General features: G+C 39.3%; 17 protein-coding genes. 12 read left to right on the forward strand and 5 right to left on the reverse strand.

Features of this window, described 5'->3' with window-relative positions:
• Nucleotides 1-92: 92 nt before the first annotated feature.
• Nucleotides 93-1,466: a Trk system potassium transporter TrkA gene (gene trkA, locus CSEC_RS08710; protein WP_041018052.1), complete on the forward strand. Its 1,374-nt coding sequence runs from the start codon at nucleotides 93-95 to the stop codon at nucleotides 1,464-1,466.
• A 14-nt stretch (nucleotides 1,467-1,480) separates the two neighbouring features.
• Nucleotides 1,481-3,127 carry a TrkH family potassium uptake protein gene (locus CSEC_RS08715; RefSeq protein WP_041018053.1) on the forward strand — a complete coding sequence of 549 codons (1,647 nt, stop codon included), beginning with the start codon at nucleotides 1,481-1,483 and terminating at the stop codon, nucleotides 3,125-3,127.
• A 28-nt stretch (nucleotides 3,128-3,155) separates the two neighbouring features.
• Here CSEC_RS08715 and CSEC_RS08720 read toward each other — a convergent pair whose 3' ends face one another.
• Together CSEC_RS08720 and CSEC_RS08725 are read right to left on the reverse strand one after the other, a co-directional pair.
• Nucleotides 3,156-3,860, reverse strand: a complete 705-nt coding sequence (locus tag CSEC_RS08720; RefSeq protein ID WP_053331941.1) for a hypothetical protein — start codon at nucleotides 3,858-3,860, stop codon at nucleotides 3,156-3,158.
• Nucleotides 3,861-3,886: 26 nt separating this feature from the next.
• Entirely contained in the window at nucleotides 3,887-4,300 is a 414-nt protein-coding gene (locus CSEC_RS08725) for a hypothetical protein (RefSeq protein WP_041018054.1), read from the reverse strand.
• Nucleotides 4,301-4,711: 411 nt separating this feature from the next.
• Between CSEC_RS08725 and CSEC_RS08730 the strand changes: the two genes are divergently transcribed.
• The 9 genes from CSEC_RS08730 (at nucleotide 4,712) to CSEC_RS08770 (ending at nucleotide 14,579) form a co-directional block, all read left to right on the forward strand.
• Nucleotides 4,712-6,034 (forward strand): hypothetical protein, encoded by a 1,323-nt coding sequence (locus CSEC_RS08730; protein WP_079978023.1) that lies wholly within the window; start codon nucleotides 4,712-4,714, stop codon nucleotides 6,032-6,034.
• A gap of 53 nt (nucleotides 6,035-6,087) precedes the next feature.
• On the forward strand, nucleotides 6,088-8,559 hold the full coding sequence (locus tag CSEC_RS08735) for a type II secretion system protein GspD (RefSeq protein WP_053331942.1): 2,472 nt from the start codon (nucleotides 6,088-6,090) through the stop codon (nucleotides 8,557-8,559).
• Nucleotides 8,560-8,656: 97 nt separating this feature from the next.
• Nucleotides 8,657-10,186, forward strand: a complete 1,530-nt coding sequence (gene gspE / locus CSEC_RS08740; RefSeq protein ID WP_041018175.1) for a type II secretion system ATPase GspE — start codon at nucleotides 8,657-8,659, stop codon at nucleotides 10,184-10,186.
• A 5-nt stretch (nucleotides 10,187-10,191) separates the two neighbouring features.
• The gene (locus tag CSEC_RS08745; protein ID WP_041018055.1) at nucleotides 10,192-11,376 is read left to right on the forward strand and encodes a type II secretion system F family protein; all 1,185 of its coding nucleotides are present in this window, start codon (nucleotides 10,192-10,194) and stop codon (nucleotides 11,374-11,376) included.
• A gap of 20 nt (nucleotides 11,377-11,396) precedes the next feature.
• Nucleotides 11,397-11,810 (forward strand): type II secretion system protein, encoded by a 414-nt coding sequence (locus tag CSEC_RS08750; protein ID WP_053331943.1) that lies wholly within the window; start codon nucleotides 11,397-11,399, stop codon nucleotides 11,808-11,810.
• Nucleotides 11,807-12,457, forward strand: coding sequence for a type II secretion system protein (locus CSEC_RS08755; RefSeq protein ID WP_041018056.1), 651 nt, complete (start codon nucleotides 11,807-11,809; stop codon nucleotides 12,455-12,457). The genes CSEC_RS08750 and CSEC_RS08755 overlap by 4 nt, the downstream gene beginning before the upstream one ends.
• Before the next feature lie 4 nt (nucleotides 12,458-12,461).
• Complete coding sequence (locus CSEC_RS08760) at nucleotides 12,462-13,007, forward strand: hypothetical protein (RefSeq protein WP_041018057.1); 546 nt, start codon at nucleotides 12,462-12,464, stop codon at nucleotides 13,005-13,007.
• A gap of 2 nt (nucleotides 13,008-13,009) precedes the next feature.
• Nucleotides 13,010-13,729 carry a PulJ/GspJ family protein gene (locus CSEC_RS08765; protein ID WP_041018058.1) on the forward strand — a complete coding sequence of 240 codons (720 nt, stop codon included), beginning with the start codon at nucleotides 13,010-13,012 and terminating at the stop codon, nucleotides 13,727-13,729.
• Between the two features lie 10 nt (nucleotides 13,730-13,739).
• Nucleotides 13,740-14,579 (forward strand): hypothetical protein, encoded by an 840-nt coding sequence (locus tag CSEC_RS08770; RefSeq protein WP_041018059.1) that lies wholly within the window; start codon nucleotides 13,740-13,742, stop codon nucleotides 14,577-14,579.
• Here the strand turns inward: CSEC_RS08770 and CSEC_RS08775 are convergent.
• Genes CSEC_RS08775 through rpoN form a run of 3 tightly spaced genes read right to left on the reverse strand, consistent with a single transcriptional unit; the run spans nucleotide 14,576 to nucleotide 19,026 of the window.
• Complete coding sequence (locus CSEC_RS08775) at nucleotides 14,576-15,808, reverse strand: PP2C family serine/threonine-protein phosphatase (protein WP_041018060.1); 1,233 nt, start codon at nucleotides 15,806-15,808, stop codon at nucleotides 14,576-14,578. The two genes, CSEC_RS08770 and CSEC_RS08775, sit on opposite strands and share 4 nt — an antisense overlap.
• Nucleotides 15,809-15,828: 20 nt before the next feature.
• Nucleotides 15,829-17,541 carry a hypothetical protein gene (locus CSEC_RS08780; RefSeq protein ID WP_041018061.1) on the reverse strand — a complete coding sequence of 571 codons (1,713 nt, stop codon included), beginning with the start codon at nucleotides 17,539-17,541 and terminating at the stop codon, nucleotides 15,829-15,831.
• A gap of 21 nt (nucleotides 17,542-17,562) precedes the next feature.
• Nucleotides 17,563-19,026 (reverse strand): RNA polymerase factor sigma-54, encoded by a 1,464-nt coding sequence (rpoN, locus tag CSEC_RS08785; RefSeq protein ID WP_041018062.1) that lies wholly within the window; start codon nucleotides 19,024-19,026, stop codon nucleotides 17,563-17,565.
• Between the two features lie 202 nt (nucleotides 19,027-19,228).
• Between rpoN and CSEC_RS08790 the strand changes: the two genes are divergently transcribed.
• Entirely contained in the window at nucleotides 19,229-19,483 is a 255-nt protein-coding gene (locus CSEC_RS08790) for a hypothetical protein (protein ID WP_041018063.1), read from the forward strand.
• Nucleotides 19,484-19,547: the final 64 nt, after the last annotated feature.

A 19,547-nucleotide genomic window follows, 5' to 3' on the forward strand; every position in this document is an offset into this window, starting at 1 on the left:
TTATAGCTTTTGATTACAAACCTGATTATTTTAAAGGGCGATAGGTAATTTTTAAGGACTTTTCTCTTGCGTAATGTCTAAAGGTTAATTAAATGAACATTGTTATTGCGGGTGCAGGAGAGCTTGGAAGCTACATTGCAAATATTCTTTCTAAAGAAGAGCATAATGTTATTTTGATCGAAAATGACCTTGCCCGATCAGAAGCTGTACAGGAACAATCCGATATTTCCGTAAGGCATGGATCAGCAACAGATTGGCAATTACTCGAAGAACTTTTTGAATTGGATCCAAGTCTTTTTATTGCCGTTACAGATAAAGATGAAGTGAATCTTGTTTCCTCAGCTATTGCAAAACAACTCGGTTACCCAAGAACCATTGCAAGGGTTAAAGATGCCAGGTTTTTGAACCGAACCCGTCTTGATTTTGGCCGTATTTTTGAAGTTGATTATTTTATTTGCGGCGAACTTTTGGTAGCTCAGGATATATTAAAATATTTAATGACGCCGGGTTCTGTTTTAGTAGAAAATTTTGCCCATGGCGCCGTTCAATTAAGAACTCTTGTTGTCCCGGATAAATTTAAAAAACAAAATATACCCTTAAGCGAGCTTAGGCTTCCTGAAAACGTTATTGTTGGATTGATCGAAAGAGAAGTTAAAGAGAGGCAAAGCGGTTTATCAGTCGGGTCCAAAAAAGTTATTTTCCCCCACGGAAGCGATTTTATTTTGCCGGGTGACGAGGTGACTCTCATTGGCGAAAGGGGCGCTATCTCGGAAATTCATCATTTTTTCGGGATATCTTCAAAATCCATTCAATCCATTGCCATCGCCGGGGCTTCAGAATCTGCAATCTATCTTGGCAAGCTTCTTCAGGAACAAAACATTGATGTCTTGATTATCGATAAATCCAAAGAAAAGTGTGAAAAGGCGGCAAATTTACTTCCCGATGCGGCCATTATCCATCATGATGCCACAGATATTAGTTTTTTAAAGGCTGAAAAAATTGGGAGCCAAGATGTTTTTGCAAGCTTGACTCATAGTGATGAAATTAATTTGATGGTAAGCCTTCTTGCAAAAGAGATTGGATGCAATAATGTCATAGCCTTGTTTGCCAATACAAGTTATAGCGCATTGGCCTCCGAACTTGGCATCAATCACATCGTCTCGCCCAAAATATCGGCTTCAAACCACATTCTTTCTAAAATCTTATCAGGCACGGTAAGATCCCTTGTTTCTTTATATGAAAATCAAGCGGAAATTATGGAAGTCAACGTGTCGATTGATTCGCCAATTGTCGGCATCCCTCTATCAGAGCTTGGACCTTTATTGCCCTCGGACTTTTTGATTGCTATGATTCAAAATAGAGGGAGAATTATGATAGCTAACGGAAACAGGATTATCTCGGCCGGAGATACGGTCATTGTGATAACAAGTCCAAAGCACATTGGGGAAATTGAAAAAATTTTTTAAAAGATCTTATTGTTATGTATTATAAAGATATTTTTAAAATAGTCGGCATTATATTTTTCTTTTTTGCCATTTCACTTATTTTTCCCCTTTTGCTTTCCATTTACTATCAATTTTATGCAGAAGCGAAAAGCCACCCGCAGCCTCACGCAACCTTCGCTTTTCTTGGCTCGCTTGCGGTTTGTCTCGCTATTGGTTATATATTTTATTTTATAGGAAGAAAGTCTGAAGGGAATCTCTACCGAAGGGAAGCCATTTTCACGGTGGTTGCGGTCTGGGTATTAATACCCGCTGCCGCAAGCCTTCCTTATCTTTTAAGCGGGACTCTTAGAGACCCCCTTCAAGCTTACTTTGAAAGCGTCTCAGGCTTTACAACGACAGGCGCCACCACTTTTTTTCCAAAAAAAATTAATTTAGCAACCGGCCAGGAAGAGCTTATTGAGTACACGGTAAAAGGGGTTCACGATACGACTTACCGTTTTTATGGCACTATTGATCCGGTTATTGAGAAGGAAACCGGGGCAGTCCTATTCACAGGAGTTGAAGCTGTGAGTAAAGCCATCCTTTTTTGGAGAAGCTTCACCCAATGGCTTGGGGGCATGGGAATAATTGTCTTGTTTGTTGCGGTTTTGCCAGCCCTTGGCTTTGGTGGAAGACAGCTTATCCATGCTGAAATGCCTGGGCCTGTAAAAGATTCATTGACCCCTCGGATTAAAGAAACTGCTTTAAACTTATGGAAAATTTATACAGGCTTTACGCTTCTTGAAATTTTTTTATTAGTCTATAACAAAATGCCTCTTTTTGATGCTGTGAACACAGCTTTTTCTACCCTTTCAACGGGCGGATTTAGTGTTAGAAATGAGAGTATCAGCTCTTACAATAACCATGTAATTAACTGGATAGTCATTCTATTTATGTTTATTGGCAGTGTTAATTTTTCAATCTATTTCTATGCGCTTAAAGGCAAATTTTTTAGGCTTTTTGATCGGGAGCTTTTAATTTATGCGGCTCTATACGTTGTCTCGATAGGTCTTGGAACTTGGTTTTTAGTCGGCACGCCAAAGGCCTTATTGAACGGCAGCATCGAAGGCTTCTATGGATTGTCCGATGCCTTGCGGGACTCGGCTTTCCAAATTATTTCAGCTCAGACAACGACAGGTTTTTCAACTGCCAACTTTAATCTTTGGCCCTATTCGGTTCAGGTGATTATGATTATTGTTATGTACTTTGGGGGAATGGCCGGGTCTACCGCGGGTGGTATAAAGATTGTTCGATTGGATATGCTCTTTAGAGCTGCTCAGTATAAAGTAGAATCTTTATTTAGACCGGAAGCGGTCCGTATTTTTCGAATCGGGGAGACCCCTGTTGTCGATGCGGCGCTAGTTCGTGTCTTAACTTTCTTTTTAGTCGTGGTTTCTTTTGCAAGCCTTGGAACTCTTTTACTAACCTTTGATGGATTAGACCCTGAAACCGCATTTTCATGCGTGGCTTGCATGATTAACAATATAGGTCTGGCATTTAGGGCAGCCGGGCCTTTGGAATCTTTTGCTTTTATGTCTGATTTTGCTTTAGCGCTCTCTTCTCTTTTAATGATAATGGGAAGGCTTGAGTTTTTAGCCTTCCTTGCAGTCCTTGTGCCGGCTTTTTGGAAACAAACGATTTAACCCGGTCAATCAGGGTCAATCGATTGAATCACCAATAAACACGCCATTTGCCATCGCAAAAAAGAGCATGGCCTTGAAGTGTGATTCGCTTATCACTTTCTTTCATCTCGCTTGCCGGTGCTATTTGATGGAGGTAAAGGCCTTTATGAAGGGCAATTTCACCTCTTTTGTAGGGATGGAAGTGCATGGGGGAGTCGGAGCTTAAGGATTCGATTAAAACTTGATTCCAGTCTTCTTTTTCATCGAAAGTGATGTCCCAATAGTTAAGCCCTCCCCCTTTTTCAGGTAGAGTTATAGCGAGGGTGAAGCTAATTGGGTTTTTGTCATCCACTTCTTTATAAGGCCATTGATGCTGGTAGTGTTGTAGATCGAAGTGTTTACTAGCCAGTGGCTTTGTAAAAGCTTGATGGTATAAAAAAATATGAAAACCGGGAAGCGCCAACCTTTCTTCGTACACCGCAGGCTTTCCCAACTCTTCTCTAAGAACTTCTAGCAAATGATCATAAAGACTCTTAAATTCGTTTTGCAAAAAAATATTTTGTTTTTGAGCTTTCCTATAGTACTCGCTATTTTTAGATTCCGGTCGATCCAGGTAGCTTGCTTGCCCAAGCGTATAAAAGGGTAAGCCTTTCTCTTTTAAACGATTAATCCAAAAAGGTTTAAGAGAAAAAATTTGCTCTTCGATTTTCAAGCATTCTTCTTCTTTTAGAAAAGGAATGCGTGAAATCTCCATGAAAGCCCTCTAACTTTTTAAACCGATTACTTTACATTCTCACTATCGTCCGGGAAAATAATTTGCTTTAAGCCAATTGCAACTGCTGCGCCAAGAAAGATGGCCGGCGCTTCAATTAATAATCCAAGAAGCGCGCCCCCAAGAATTAGGCTTCGGACAACGCCTAAATTTTCGATGAAGTCTTCTAAATTTTTTACGATGACCATAATTTCTTTTGAGAAATAGAGTCCGGCTATAATGCCGATAATGCAGCCCCCCAAGAGGCGATCAAAAAAGAGAAGCAGAAGGCCGATGATGAGCGCTATATAAGCAAGAGTATCTCTAGCATTTGAAGAAGCAAGCTTATAGATGTCTTCTATTTTCTCAGGTCTTTTAAACCCTTTTTCTTTGGGTTCTTCCGGAAGCTTTTTTTCAAAAGGAGGTTTTTCACTATCTACCATATAAATCCCTTGGGTATTGTCTTGAAAAGACTGTACATAATTATTTTAAATCGAAAACATTGCTTTATCAAATCATTTTTATCAAATCAAGCAGTAAGTTGTTGATTCCTATCTTTTACTGTGTGATAAAATGTTATTCATAAAACAAGAAGTATGCTAAAGTTTAAAAACCATATTATTAGTGTGATGATTATTTTAATAATCAATACTAAATGTTAGTAATTAATAATTATTGGTTTATGACTAGAGATTGTTAAAATCAAACTTACGTAAATTAGTAAGATAATCAACTGCTTAAAATGGAAGAGAGCCCGGCTAATTTTAACGGGCCGCTTTAGAAAATTTTTAAATTGTAGTATATATTAATAATAAGAAGAAGATTATCTTCATAGAAAACATTTAGCAAGACTCATGTGGAATCAATACCTGCAAATTATCAGTAAGGTTCTTTTTGCAACAGCAACGGCTCTATTTTTTGCAACTTTCTCTTTGAGTTTTTTCAAAAATCAAGAACCGCAAGAATTTTCTGAAAATAAGAAAGAAGTCATTCTGCCGAAAAACTCATTTTCCTTATCTGAAAAAGCCTATCAAGATATCGGCGAGCCTTTCCTTTCCCTTAATTTTGTAGCTCCGAAAATGCAGCTTCCGGACCTTCGTCAAAAAATCACCTATTATGGTCAAAATGGCAGACCCGATGGCAAGGAAGACAACACCCTTCTCTATTTTTCAATAGGCGGCTCAAAAGAAACTGCCTCCATTCAGCCCGGTAAAAAGCTATTTTTGCACTACTTGCCGCTTGATGGTGGAAAGTATGAATTCAGTCCGGGAAATATGGAAACCTCGCTTTGGCTTGAAGCTTCCCATCAGGGCAATGAAGCCGAAATTTTAATCGGGATGCTCGATGAAAATGCAAGGCCTGTCGAAGAGCCGAGACAGAACTTCCGATTTAATCTTGCAGAAAAAGAAATGGCAAGAGTCAGTCCAAGCGGATGGGAAATTGATAAATGGAAAGTAGACGGCACTTTGCTTGCAAGACAAAAAGCTCGCTGGATGGGTGTAGATAAGTTCCTTGAAAAGCATGGCGGACAAGAGTTTGAAAATATTGCCTCCAAAAATCGAATCGATTTCGGAGAGAAGGAAGATGTTTATTCCGTTTATGTGGAAAACGGAGATTGCCTTATTTGGAAAGAGGGCAGATGGCGCAATATCAATGATTTGAATGAAGATACCAAGCGCTACCCCCTTATGGTAATCAAAAAAGTGGAAGAGAGGCTTATGGGCCTTGAGCTTTGGGATGTCGAAGGCAAACGCAAAATGGCTCTAAATCTTCTAAAATCCATGGAAACGTGGGTACCAAATAATATTCAGGAGCAGTTTAAATTTATCGGAGCCAGAACAAAATCGCAATTTGTCTTTGAAGTCGACGATGAAAAAATGCTATTGAGCCCTCAAGATTGGCTTGTACTGACCGAAAACGGCTGGATAAAGCTGACAACGGCCCAAGAAATAGATGACTTTGTTTCAAGAAAAGTAATCGGCACTCTTTTTGTTTTTAATGGCATTGAGAGAAAGGAAGATCAACAGGTCATGAAGGGGATTTTATATAACCCCGGAAGAACGATTTCCCAAGATATTGAGCTTATGGTCCAAAAAGATGGGCTTGTCTATCATTCAACAGATAAAGAGCGTTCAAGAAGTTATCTTGAAAAGTACGAAAAACCCATACGATCTTAAAATTAGATCGATTAAAAACTGGTTTCATAATTAAAAAATAATAAATACATATCATGACTAAATTACATCATTACTTCATTAATGCTTTTTTATTACTCTCGTTTCTTCCTTATCAGCCGGTTTTGGCTCTAACCATAGCTGAAAAAAAAGCAGCTTTAAGCTCGACACGGCCAGGGGGGTGTGATTTAAGCCACGAGATGCAAAAGTTTTTAGTTCAAATCAATCGCGAGCTTGCTGAACAAAAAATGGAGCTTAGAGAGCTTTACCAGGAAGTTGGAAGGTTCCATCAGGCGAATGCGGCATCAGGGGACTGGGAACGGCTTCTTTTAGATATTCAAGGCATTCGAGGCAATATAAAGCTTTTGGAAGAAAGCTTTAGAAAAATGGCAGAAGAGCATAATCAGCTTGAAGATTACGCCCTTTGGCACCAACCTGATACCACAATTGGGGATCTTGTTATCGATTATGGAGCGCAAGACTTTGTTTATCTGATTCCCTCTGAAATCGCAGCTCTTCCCATCAGCATCAATTCAAATATTCCGGTTCCAAGATCTAACTGGAACGATATGCTGGTTTTAATTCTTTCTCAAAGCGGAATTGGAGTGAGACAGCTTAACCCGTACTTACGCGAGCTCTATGCTTTGAAAGATAGCTTTATCGGCATCCAATTAATCACCCAGGATAGAAACGCCCTTGAGCTTGTTTCCCAAGAAGACAGGGTATTATTTTTGCTTTCTCCAAAACCCGTGGATTCCGAGAGAATATGGCTTTTTCTTGAAAAATTTGTAAACAAGGTCACAACAGACCTTGATATGATAGGAAGAAATATTCTTATTACGGGCCCTGCAGGCGATGTACGCGAACTTATTAAAGTTTTGGAGTTTGTGGAAGCTAATACCCAAGGCAAAGAATATAAGATCGTAGCCTTAAGACGGGCTGTCGCCGATGAGCTTGCGACAATCTTAGAAAGCCTTTTTGTTCCTTCCATGGATTGCCGAAACGAAGATTCCCCGTCTGATAATGGCCCTTGCCCTAACCTAAGAGTAATACCCTTCGGCAGTCCGCCAACTGCCTTATTCCTAATCGGCGATAGGGAAGAAATTAGAAAAGCTGAAGATATCATTCATCAAGTGGAGTGCGAGATCGGTGAAGCTGATGAAAAAGTCATCTATACCTACACTTGCAAGCATACAGACACTGAAGAATTAGCCGATATCTTAGAAAAAGTCTACAACTTGATGGTGCAAACAGGAACGATTGCAACCCCGGAAGAGTTAGGCCCGCCGCCAGGCGCCGTCGATCAAACCCAAAAAGTTGCGGTAACCTCAGTCGATGTAAGGCCTCAGTTCAGATACCCGGAGCAACTCTATAGAGACGGTTTTTACCAAGAAGGTACTTTTGCTGTAAATCCGGCTCCGACACAACCCGGGAGACCTGAGGCTCCAAAAATCGACCCTAATGCCGGCAGGACTAACTTTATTGTCGATCCCAAAACAGGCGCTATCGTCATGGTGGTCGAGTCCTTTTATTTACCTAAATTAAAAGAACTCATTCGAAGACTTGATGTTCCAAAGAAAATGGTTCAGATTGAAGTTCTCTTGTTCGAAAAGCGGATAGAGAATGAAAATTCATTTGGCTTAAATCTTTTAAGACTCGGGACACGGGCTTCACAAACAAATGACACTTCTTTACTTTTTAATGATAGCCATAAGGGTTGTATCAGCGAAGGGATTACACAGTTTTTCTTAAGCCGAATGAAGACTTGCGGCTTTCCGGCATTTGATCTTGCGTATAAGTTTCTAATATCAAGGGATGATGTCACAATCAATGCGAGTCCATCTGTCGTTGCCATAAACCAAACTAAAGCTACCATCAACATCAATGAAGAAATATCGATCAATACCGGTATTTTTGAAGTGGAGACGGCTAAAGGGGTCACTTTAAAAGACTCTTTTACAAGGGCTCAGTATGGTATTACAATTGATGTCACACCGACGATTCATTTAAAAAATGACTGCGATGGCATCCCGTTTGGCGAAAATGATGACTATGTCACTTTAGAAACTGACATTTATTTTCAAACCATCCATCCAAGAAGCTCTAAGGACCGCCCGGATGTAACCACTCGGCACATTGAAAATACGGTTCGTATCCCGGATGGTCAAACCGTTATCTTAGGGGGCTTAAGACGGAAAATTTCAAGCGACTGCAAAGACTCCATTCCTTTTCTTGGAGAACTTCCGGGGATCGGAAAGCTTTTTAGCAGTACGACTCTAAAAGACTCGAGCACGGAAATGTTCATCTTCTTAACACCAAAAATTATCTCCGATCCGCATGAGGACTTTTTGCTTATCCGCTCCGAAGAAATGTCAAGGCGGCCGGGCGATATTCCGGGCTTTATGAAACGGCTTGTCCTTGCAAGGGAATGTGAAAAAAATCGTCTTATGCAAGACTACATGACGATGCTTTTTGGAAGGGAGCCGGAACGGTTTTATTATAGGCCGGGTGAGTATAATGGGTATTAATGAAAGCTATCAGCCTGAAACTGCAAGCGATGAGCTTATAAGACAAGGCATGCTCCAAGGCGAGGATGTTTCAAGATCACTTGCGGAACGTTTCGGCATGGAAATCATCAAGAGTTTCGGGGATCGGAATCTACCTAAGGAATTCTACGAAAAAATACCTTATTCCTTCTTAAAAAAGCATCTTATTATGCCATACAAGAAGGAAAAGGAAAAAATAGTCGTAGCAGTCTCAGACCCTATGACTGTTGAGCCTTTAGAAGAGCTTCGCATGATGGTTTCAAAGCCTGTAAGGGCAGTCTTTTGCTCAAGGGATGCGATTGCTTTAGCCATTCACGAATGCTACAATCAAGAAGCCGGAGCCGCATCCCAGCTAATCGCTGATTTAAAAACAGACTCGGAAGATTCCTTAAAAGATTATGAAAGCGAAGTTTATGATCTTTTAGATAGGAGATTAAACCAAGCCCCTCTTGTCCGCCTTTTAAACCTGATTTTAACAGAAGCTATTCAACAAGGGGCCTCGGACATTCATTTTGACCCTTCAGAAGATGGTTTAAAGGTAAGGTATCGAATCGATGGGGTTTTGCAGCTTCGACACTCCCCGTCGCCAGAGTATCAAACCCAGCTTTTGACCCGAATCAAAGTAATGTCAAAACTTGATATTGCCGAGCATAGATTGCCTCAAGATGGGCGCATCAAACTAAAAATGGGTCCTAAAGAAATCGATTTCAGGGTCAGTACTGTCCCGGTAGTTTCAGGCGAGCGTATCGTTTTGCGTATTTTAGATAAAGGCAATGTAATTTTAGGTCTCGATAAAATCGGAATGATGCCAAAAGCCTTTAAAGAATTCAGCGATCTTGTCAGGCTGCCGGAAGGCATAGTTTTAGTGACGGGACCGACCGGAAGCGGAAAGACGACGACCCTTTATAGCGCTATTTGCGAAATCACAAGCGATGAAACTAATATCATGACGATCGAAGATCCTGTCGAATACAACCTGAAAGGGATTGCCCAAATAGGGGTTCGCCATAAGATTGACTTAAGCTTTGCAAAAGGCTTAAGGCATATCCTAAGACAGGACCCGGATGTCATCATGATCGGTGAAATAAGAGACCTTGAGACAGCAGAAATTGCCATTCAAGCCTCGCTCACCGGCCACCTTGTTTTAAGCACCCTTCACACAAACGACGCTCCTTCAGCCATCACAAGGCTTGTCGATATGGGCATAGAGCCTTATCTTCTTTCCTCCTCTATCGTAGGTGTCATGGCTCAGAGGCTTGTAAGGACAAATTGCCCTAATTGCAGCGTCAAGTATCAGCCTAGCGCCGAAGAAATTAGAAGCATTGGACTTTCTAAAGAAGAGCTGCAAGGAGCCCCTTTTTGCAAAGGAAGAGGCTGTGATTTATGCTATGGCCTTGGCTACAAAGGGCGACATGGAATTTATGAGCTTATGAAAGTTGGCAATAGCATTCATAAGCAGATTGTATCAAGTCCTGATGCTATAGAACTAAGACGCATAGCTTTAGAAGAAGGCATGGTCACTTTGCTTAAGCATGGCAGCGAACTTGTGAAACAAGGATTAACCACCCCTGAAGAAGTGCTTCGCGCAACAAGAGGGGTTGAAGGATAGCCGAAATGCCTCTTTACTCTTATCAATACATTTCTCCTCAGGGAAAAAAGCAACATGCGTCTTTGGAAGCGCAAGATGAAAAAAGCGCTCGCGACCTTTTACGCTCCCAAGGAATTTTAATTGTCAAAATAGAAAAAAAAGAAGGCTTAAGCCGAAGGCAGAATCTAAAGGAATCGGATCTTTTAACCTTCTCTTTGCAACTCGCTCAACTTGTTGAAGCAAAAGTCCCTTTATATGACAGTTTGACGACCATCGAGTCCCAATACAGAGGTGAAAGATGCCATCGTATTTTGCTTTCCCTTTGCGAAGCTTTAAAATCCGGATCTTCACTATCAGAGGCCATGTCCCAATTTCCGAAAAGTTTTGATTCGCTCTACGTCTCTTTAATTAAGTCAGGGGAGCAATCCGGTTCTATTGACGCTGTCTTAAGACGGATCACGCAATTTTTAAAAAGGCGTTCCAAGCTAAAAAGGCAATTATCGACAGCTATGATCTACCCGGCTATTTTAGGAGGTTTTGCTTGCCTTATTCTAATTATGCTCTTAACTTTTGTTATCCCATCGATTGAAGCCATTTTTGAAGGCAGGCAGTTAAACCAATTTACAGAATTTGTCCTTAAAGCAAGTCACTTTCTTCAAGACTATTGGTGGCTTTTATTTCCGTCCCTTGCCGGAATCGGTTTTTTTACTTTTAAGCAGCTCCAGACCCCAAAAGGAAAAGAGTGGAAGGACAGGTTGATTTTAAAGCTGCCCCTTCTAAGAACACTCGCTATAAAATCAGCTTACGCAAGATTTTCAGAAACTATGGCCACGCTTTTAATGGGCGGGGTTCCCATGATAGAAGCTTTACGTCTTTCAGAGAAGGTAATGAATAATTCCATCCTGGAAGCTGAAATCAAACTTTCCGGGGAAGGCATTATCATGGGAAGTTACTTAAGCCGGGAATTTTCAAAATCGCAGTTTGTGCCCCCTCTTGTACCGAAAATGCTGGCAGTAGGCGAAGAAACAGGAAGCATAGGTCCCATTTTTGTAAAAATTGCAGAAATGTACGAGGACGATGTCGAGAAGACAATTGATAAACTGATGGCCCTTATGCAGCCCGGCATTCTCATTATTATGGGAGGCATTATAGGGGCAATTATTATGGCCATTTTGCTTCCTTTGATGGATATGACAAGTTTTACGATGTAACTTAAGCGAGAGGATGAAAAATGAAAAAAGTGATTAAGAGACGGACCTCAAATCAAACTCTTTTTAAAAAAGTAAAAAGTAAAAGAATGATTACCTTAATGGAAATGATGGTTGTCATTTTTTTAATCGGAATCATCACAGCGGTCATTGCTTATAATTATCAAGGAACGCTTGAAAAAGGGCGAGCTTTTAAAACAGAGCAAGGCATAGATCGTGTAGAAACCATTTTAAATTTAAGAGTGGCGGAAGACCCCGATTTATTGCAGCATCTTGATCGTGATTGGACTGAGATCATACGAAACGATCCTTTGGTTAAAGATCCAAAAGCATTGATTAACGATGGATGGGGCCAGCCCTTAAAATTGGAAATCAATCGAGAAACCAATGCGATACAAATGCATTCTGAGAAATTAAATTTATATAAGAGAAAATGAAGTTTTTCCTTTTTAAGACTTTACGAAGACAAGCTATCACCCTCATGGAGATTATGATTGTGATAGCTCTTTTTTCCTTAGTGTCAGGGGTTCTTGCAATCAATGCCAATAGGCTCATAAGAGAAGAGCGTTTTCAAAAAGAATCCGCTCTAATCCAAGATAAAATTAAATTAGCCATAGACTTAACGCTTCTTTTTGATGTTGAAAGCGAGATTCAATTTGTTGAGAAAGAAGATGCGATCGCCCTTGCCATGATCATAGAAAATGAGGGTTCTCAATATCGTTTTCTAAGAGGAAAAGAACCTATTTCTCTTAAAGCTATTCACTTTATTGAGTTTGACGACTTTAGAAAGGAAAATGAAAGGGGGAAACTTTCCTTGAAATTCCTTTCAAACGGATCTTATTTGCCTAAAGGGATTTTAAGATTGTCCACCTCAAGATCTGATAAGGATTTAGGAGCAATAACCCACTACATTCATTTGCCGGGATACCCGGCTCCTTTAAAAACGTATAAAAATGATGAGCTGAACCGAACCCTTACAGACGAAGGAGAGTCGCTGGATCAAAAATTGACGAGGTATTTGGTGGATGAAATAAGCTCTCTAAATTTTAAGAGCTCACAAGAGCTTACAGAACAAACGGAATAAAAGGATGCTCTTAAAAAGCACTGTAAAAAGAAAAACATTAAAATTATCTCTCATCGAGGTATTGATTGCCTTTCTCTTAATCAGTCTTTCTTTGATTCCGATTGTCTATCCCTACTCACGGGCTCTTCTGGAAGAAAAGAAATTTTCCTTAAGTTTAAAGGCTGAACATGACGCCAATTTGCTTTTCGGGCGTTTAATCCAAGACTTGCACGAAAACAAAGTCCCTTTGAGTCAGATCGAAGGCAATAATAAGGAAATCTCTATACCCCTAGATAAAATGCAAGAAGCCTTCATAAAGCCTCCTTTCCCCAAGGCATTTTTAAGCTTTGATTCCAAATATAAACCTAAGTCAAATTCGGAGGAATGTGTTCTTTACCTTGTGAAGGCAAGCTATAGCGTGGCTTATGAGGACATTATTTTTTTCAGCAAACTTAATGAAAAAGAAAAAATATTTTCCTATTCGTTTACTCTTTTAAAAGAAAATTCGAGTGCCTCGGCAAGTGAAGAGGGAGATGATTTTTCCCCTGACGAAAGCGATGAGGAAAGTTAGGCATGAGAAGATTAAAGCCGATCAAAAGAATGATTACCTTATTGGAGGTAATGATAGCCCTTGGATTAACAGTAATTCTTCTAACTGCGCTCTCTTTTTTCTATAGGGAACTGACGCGCTATGACAAAGCAGGAGAAACCCTAAGACGAGAAGAAATTAATTTAAGGCATGTCGACATCCGGTTGCAAAAATCCCTAGCCAAAAGCCTTTCTTATGGCACTCTTGGCACAGACTTTTTGTTTTTTACAGGAAGCGGCGGGGAGGGGCTATTTTGGCCCGGGACTTCTTATCTCTTATTTGCCTATGATAGAGGCATTGATCGGGACCCTTTGTTTTCAAATGAAGTCATAGGCAGGCTATTTGTAGATAGCGAGAAAAATCTAACCCTTGCAACTTGGCCTATATTCTCACGCTGGGAGACAAGACAGAGCATTCCCATCAAGAAAGAAATCTTGCTTAGCAACGTTACCGGTTTAAAATTTAGCTTTTATTATCCTACGGAAAAAATTTCATCGAAACCAAAGCCTAAAAGTGAAGTTCCAAAAGTGCTTCGAGCAACCGTTGTGCAAGAGCCGAAATGCGGGGATGAGTGGAGGAATGAATGGGCAAGGCTTCCGGCTATTGTCACAGTCATTCTCACAAGAGGAACAGATGAAAAAAATGAAGAAAAAATAGTAATCCCTCTTGTCAATTTTGATAAGTGGATAATCTACGGTAAATAAGAGGCTCTTCTTGCAAGTTTTAATTTATGTAACGACACTTCTTATGGTATTTGCGATTCTATCTTACGGCAAATTAGAGAGTTTAAAATCTTTTGCCATTTTAAAAGGGCAATCAGAGGTTTTAAGGAAAGAGACGGGACGATACTTTAGCCATAAATCGGAATGGTTCTACGATGAAACCACCTTTTCAAAAGAAGAGAATGCTCTGTCTCAAGAAAGTAAAAATCAACCTAACAAGGCTACCCGCTATATTAACTTGTCTTATCTTTTTAAAGCCCCTGACGAAGCTTCTGAAATTTTTGTAAAAAACCTTCTAAAAGACTTGATAGACAAGTTATATGAAGGAAAATCTTTTTATGAGGAGATCAAGCAAAACCGCCCGGCTTTTGTTGAAGAGCTCTTAGAGAGGCTTAAAGAAGAGGTGAAAGAGCAGAATCGAAATCCGCAAAAAAAAATTAAAACGATTCAGCAGATTGCTAATCTCGATTTAAAAGATCAAGAACTTGCAAATGCCTTTTACCATATGCTTAAGGGATCACCTCCAGTTGATGGGAGCATCTCTCAAGGATACCCTTCCCTTTTAGATTATATCACGCTTCATGGCAACGGCAAAATACGTGTTTGGCTTGTCCCAAAGGAACTTTTATCCGTTATTTTCGGAGATGAAGCGATTGCAGCTGAAGTTCAAAACATAAGAAAAGAGCTGCATAAAGACTTAGTTCAAGGGAAAAAGCAAAAGGAAGAGGTCTTTCTTTCTTTTAAAGAAGCCTGTGAAAGAAGGATTCGCTATGATCTTCCTATAGATAAATTTAATTTTGAGGCCTCTTGCCAGGCGCCGAAAAATAACTAACCTTCTTTAGACCTTTTAATAGGGATAAGGCAAACCGTAATATCGTCTCTTGAGCCGGCTTTCCTTGCTTTTTTTACAATAGCTTCAGTCAATACCTCCAAAGGCATTGTAGCATCATTTTCAAAAATAAAATCATGAAGTTCTTGATTGGAGGCCACATCCGTTAAGCCATCTGAGGTGAGCAGGACATAGCCTTCAATGTCTTTTAAATCAACGATCGTAAAGGCGGGTTTAGATGAAATGACTTTTGAATGATCTTCTTGAAGGTCTTTCAAGTATTCATCGCCAATCGCTCGTGTGATAGCAAGACTGCCTTGAACCCTATTACGAATAATCGAACCCCCTCTATTAAGGACTTTTCTTTTCCCTCTTGCACTTGTTGCTTTAAAGTCAAAAGATAAGTCTAAAGGCGCCTTGTCTTTTCTAAATAAAATCGCTCTTGAATCTCCAAGATTTGAAATAACGGCTTTGTCTTGAACAAAAAGCGCCATGACAGCTGTCGTTCCCGGGTTTTTTATATTCGGGTTTTCGCTTTCCATGTAAGCTTTAAAGGCTTGATTGAGACGAACCGAAGTTAAAGATAAGCTATTTGCTATTTCAAAAAGAAGGCCTTCTTTATTGAAAGTTTCTAAGGCCATCGATAAATTTTCTTGCAAATGATTTTCGCAAAACGAAGCGGCTTGCCGCCCTCCATGGCCATCAAATAAGGCATAAAGCGGGGCTTCGACTTTTTCACCAAGAGAAAGCAAGGGTAGGGAAAAAGAGACAAAGCCATCTTGATTTTCGTTGTAACGGCTTCCTTTATGAGTGGATAAGCTGCCATGATGGGGCCCGACAATTTTAGTTTCAAGACCGTTTAGAGGTTGAATAGAGGCTTTTTTAAAGTAGGTATCCGGTAGAGCGGACGATTGATTTAAGATATAATCGAATTCTTTACGGACTTTCGCTTCCAACTGATGAGATGAAAGAAAAAGGGTTAATTCGTCTAAGTGGGGAGGCTCTAAATTCCTAAAAAATCGTTGCAACTCTATTTTTAATGTTTCATCCAGGTCGTTATATTTAGTGGGCTTGCATCTTTCTTTTGTTAAAACGCTTTCTTTTTCATTTTGAGAAGCCATTAATAAACTAATAGCCGAAGGAATAGGCGGCGTCCTTTGCGACGATGGAGGGGTAGGGGATTCATTATTTTCAATTTCACTAAATTTTCGCTTTACGCCTGAAAAATTCATATTATTACCTTTATTTAATTTTAAGCTTTGAAAGTAGATGTGATAAAAGCGCTCGCTCTTTTTTGAAACCCGGGGAGTATAAGGGATAGGAATCCTTCTTCTAAATGTAATTTTAGTAAAATCGTATAAATTTCTTTGGGAAGTTTGACAGGGTCTTCTATAGGGAGTTCTTTCATCATTTTTTTTCTGATTTTCATGCCGATTCTTTTCATTTTATTATGCAGCTTTTCACCGGCTTTAATGGTCCCTATACTTTTAATATTGTGCTTGCTGAGACAGGCGATTCCTTCAGCAGAGAGTTCCGTCTCTTCAACAAGATTATGCAAAACTTCTTTAAAGTAGGCGGCTTCTTTGTGTTCATGCAGCTTTGACTCATCAAAAAGAGCCCTCATGATGGTTCTGTTGTTTTTACTAACTTTATAAATAAACGTTTCAAGTTTGTTAAAATTAAAATCCCCATTGGTGGTAGGTTTAGAGGTGTGCAAAACTTTTTTATCATTATAGTAGAGATATTCTGCTTCATAGTTATTAGGCGTGCTATTTGTTTCAATGCAAGCTTTAATTTGACCTACAAGAGGATGTAAAAAGTAGGCATCTTCTTCCTCAAGAAATGAATCGCTAATCCAATTTCTTTCTAAAATAGAGGTTTTCAAACGTTCTCTGATTTGAAACCTGCCTTCAGGGTCTAAAAAAATAAATTTAGGAAAACGAATTCCGCCCCCGCTTGTCTTAGCTATGAATTCCCTAATTTCTAAAATAGCTCTATTTCGAGCAATGGCTACGACTTGATTTGGATTTTCATCCATTAGAAATATGCGGGTTTCATTTTTTTCTTTCTTAACCCCGATAATCTCATCTCCAAGAGTGATTGTTCGATCTTGAATCATAATTTTTGCTCCCTTAACAAGGCTCTTTTGGAAAGCAAGCTGTTTTTTATCCTCTCCATTTATTAAAGAAAGACCTTCACGGAATAACTCTACTTCAAGGCGGGCAAGAGAGGGGGCCGGAAGAAAAGAATTCTGATGATAAACCTGAAGATGGTCAACAAATGCTTTTAATCCTTTATGCAGATGGGTTTGCTCGACTTTTTTATTGGTTTTTATTGCTAAAATCCATTCCGTAAGCGCGTAGCTATCTTCTTGCTTCAAAGCTTTATTGAAGCATATTTTGGTTAAAATCGGGTAGGGCAGGTTCACTTCGGAAAGACGTTCTAAATTTAAAAGGGCATCATACCTTATAGATTCTTTAGCTAAAGAGAAATCAAAGGAAAAAAAAGGGTCTATGGAGTTTGGGTTTTGAAGTTTTATTTCCTCAAAAACCGGGATCGCCTTACCTTTGACTTTCATTTTTACAAAAGATAGAGTCGAATCATTCCAAGCTGCTAATTTAAATCTTTCTTTTTGAAATTCAGTCGCCTCAAGATTTACTTCTTCAGCTAAATTTGACAAGATTTTTTTGTAGGAGGCGAAAACGGCTTTCGCTTCATTTTGAGAAGAGAGATAAGCCTCCATAGTTTTTCTGACAGTCTCTTCAAGTTTTCTATCCTGCCAGTTTTTTGTAAAAAATGGCCTAAGGATAAAATAAACAATCGTCCAGAAGACCCCAAAGCCTCTATTTTTGTGATAAAGCCTTCCGAAAGGAGAGGAAATTAAACCCTGAGAAGATTGTTCTTGGTGAGAGTCGTAATAGATCTCTTGGAAATTGCATTTAACCGTGTCTTGCGAAAGTCCCATGGAAGCCTTATGAAGTATAAATTAAAAGTGGCGTTTTCTTTGCTTAGTGTTGCCAAGTTGAAGTGATTTTCGATATTTGGCAACAGTTCTTCGGGCACAAAAAATACCTTGTTCCCTCAATTTTTGTGAAATAACTTCATCTGAAAGAGGAAGGCCTTTGTCTTCTTCTTTGATTAAACTTTCGATGAGATCTTTAATAGTTTTAGAAGAGATATCCTCCCCGTTGGCGGCGGTATAGGCAACGGAGAAAAAATTCCTCAAAGCAAAAATTCCGCGGTCGCACGAAAGATATTTTGAAGAAACGGCTCTTGCGATAGTGGATTCATGCAGCTCTAAATCTTTAGCAAGATCCAGCATAGAAAATGGCTTCAATTTTCCTTCGGGCTTAAGAAAGAAATCTTTTTGATTTTGTATAAGCCACTCTCCGATTCTTTTTAGAGTCGATTCTCTTTGGGAGAGATTTTTGAGAAGGGATCTAGCGGAAGCGATTTTTTGTTTAAAAAAGCGTTTTTCTTCATCTGACAAACTGTCGCTTTCAGCAAGTTTTAAGTACTCTCTTTTAATTTTAAGCTCTGGGCGCCCCTCCTTCGGAACCTCAACTTTTAAAATCCCGTCTTCTTCGCGGACAATGATTTCAGGGAAAATATTTTGGATGAGCTCGCTTGAAAAGGAGAGGCCCGGGCTCAAATCAAGATGGGAGATTCGATTTTTAATCTCGCTTGCGACTTCCTTGGGATCTTTTTTTAGCGACTTCGCAATTTTTAATAACTTTCCTTGCAAAAGGGATTCAAATTCATTTTCAATAATGCTGTAGGCTAGTGTTTTTTTTAAATGTTTTATCTCAAGCTGAGTTAAAAGCGACTCTTTTAGGCTTGTGGCAGCAACTCCCGGGGGATCAAAAGTTTGCACTACTTTTAAGATGGCTTGTAAAAAAGATTCTTCTATTCCGCTCAAAGCTGAAAGTTCCGAAAGGGGGCTTCTTAAAAGGCCTCTTTCATCCAAGCTTCCCATGATTAAAATGGCCGCATTAAGCTCTTCCTCATTTTGGAAAGTTTCCCTTGCTTGTCGATGCAAATAATCGAAAAGAGTCTCTTTTGAAACAATGGAAGCTTCTATATAGTTTTTCAAATCATTATCTTTAGAATTGCTATCGAAAGTTTCAGACTGCTGAAAATGTTCCTTAAAATCCTCATCAAGACGTTTTAGAATGTCGAAATCCTTTTCGGAAAAATCGATTTCTTTATTTTCTATCTCTTCTTCGGTATCATCTTCTTGAAATTCCTCTTCTTCAATTGCTTCTTCTTCACTCAAAATTTCAAGTAATGGATTCGTTTCAAGTTCAGTTTCAATAACGGCGGCAAGCTCCAAGTTTGGAATCTGAAGCAAAAAAATGCCTTGCTGCATTGTTTGCGACATGAGGATTTTTTGGGTTTGTTTAAAATCAGCTTTAGGCTGCATCTTTTGTTTTAGGGATAACCGACCCATAGAAAGTCCTTTAAAGTTTATCGTCATAATACCTTTATTTTAACGAGAGTAAAGACGGACTTCAACAAACTAAATAATTTATTTTAAATAATATAAAAAAATAGTTTCGTTTTTAATAAATAATAGTTTAATCCTTAGATGTTTATAACATTTGTTTTTCATGTTTGCACCTTTTTAATTGTTCTTATTATAAAGAAGATCAATGTCATTTCTTTGGCCGGGAAATTTTGTGGCAATCAAAACCAAATTTTTATTAGCTTTTTTAATTTTTTCAGGTAATCTTCCCGCTGTTGAAACGCATGTGGTTGGCCACGTGGATGATGAAGTTACAAGTCGTGAAGGGTCTCCTTCTCTTTATGATCAGATCGAATATGAAAGAGAGTGGCGAGATCCAAGATATGTAAGACGCCCCCGTGCGAAAGTTCAGTCAAATAGAGGGACAAACATATCCTACTAAGAGGCGTTGTTGCTTATATTTTCAAGTTTCATTTTAAAATAACTCCCACCAAATTATTAGATTC

Source organism: Criblamydia sequanensis CRIB-18, from assembly GCF_000750955.1.
Taxonomy (GTDB): Bacteria; Chlamydiota; Chlamydiia; order Chlamydiales; family Criblamydiaceae; genus Criblamydia; species Criblamydia sequanensis.

Excerpts from the sequence above, each read along its gene's own strand:
- trkA (WP_041018052.1), top strand. The coding sequence starts at position 93 with ATGAACATTGTTATTGCGGGTGCAGGAGAGCTTGGAAGCTACATTGCA.
- CSEC_RS08715 (WP_041018053.1), top strand. The coding sequence starts at position 1,481 with ATGTATTATAAAGATATTTTTAAAATAGTCGGCATTATATTTTTCTTT.
- CSEC_RS08720 (WP_053331941.1), bottom strand. The coding sequence starts at position 3,860 with ATGGAGATTTCACGCATTCCTTTTCTAAAAGAAGAAGAATGCTTGAAA.
- CSEC_RS08725 (WP_041018054.1), bottom strand. The coding sequence starts at position 4,300 with ATGGTAGATAGTGAAAAACCTCCTTTTGAAAAAAAGCTTCCGGAAGAA.
- CSEC_RS08730 (WP_079978023.1), top strand. The coding sequence starts at position 4,712 with ATGTGGAATCAATACCTGCAAATTATCAGTAAGGTTCTTTTTGCAACA.
- CSEC_RS08735 (WP_053331942.1), top strand. The coding sequence starts at position 6,088 with ATGACTAAATTACATCATTACTTCATTAATGCTTTTTTATTACTCTCG.
- gspE (WP_041018175.1), top strand. The coding sequence starts at position 8,657 with ATGGAAATCATCAAGAGTTTCGGGGATCGGAATCTACCTAAGGAATTC.
- CSEC_RS08745 (WP_041018055.1), top strand. The coding sequence starts at position 10,192 with ATGCCTCTTTACTCTTATCAATACATTTCTCCTCAGGGAAAAAAGCAA.
- CSEC_RS08750 (WP_053331943.1), top strand. The coding sequence starts at position 11,397 with ATGAAAAAAGTGATTAAGAGACGGACCTCAAATCAAACTCTTTTTAAA.
- CSEC_RS08755 (WP_041018056.1), top strand. The coding sequence starts at position 11,807 with ATGAAGTTTTTCCTTTTTAAGACTTTACGAAGACAAGCTATCACCCTC.
- CSEC_RS08760 (WP_041018057.1), top strand. The coding sequence starts at position 12,462 with ATGCTCTTAAAAAGCACTGTAAAAAGAAAAACATTAAAATTATCTCTC.
- CSEC_RS08765 (WP_041018058.1), top strand. The coding sequence starts at position 13,010 with ATGAGAAGATTAAAGCCGATCAAAAGAATGATTACCTTATTGGAGGTA.
- CSEC_RS08775 (WP_041018060.1), bottom strand. The coding sequence starts at position 15,808 with ATGAATTTTTCAGGCGTAAAGCGAAAATTTAGTGAAATTGAAAATAAT.
- CSEC_RS08780 (WP_041018061.1), bottom strand. The coding sequence starts at position 17,541 with ATGGGACTTTCGCAAGACACGGTTAAATGCAATTTCCAAGAGATCTAT.
- rpoN (WP_041018062.1), bottom strand. The coding sequence starts at position 19,026 with ATGGGTCGGTTATCCCTAAAACAAAAGATGCAGCCTAAAGCTGATTTT.
- CSEC_RS08790 (WP_041018063.1), top strand. The coding sequence starts at position 19,229 with ATGTCATTTCTTTGGCCGGGAAATTTTGTGGCAATCAAAACCAAATTT.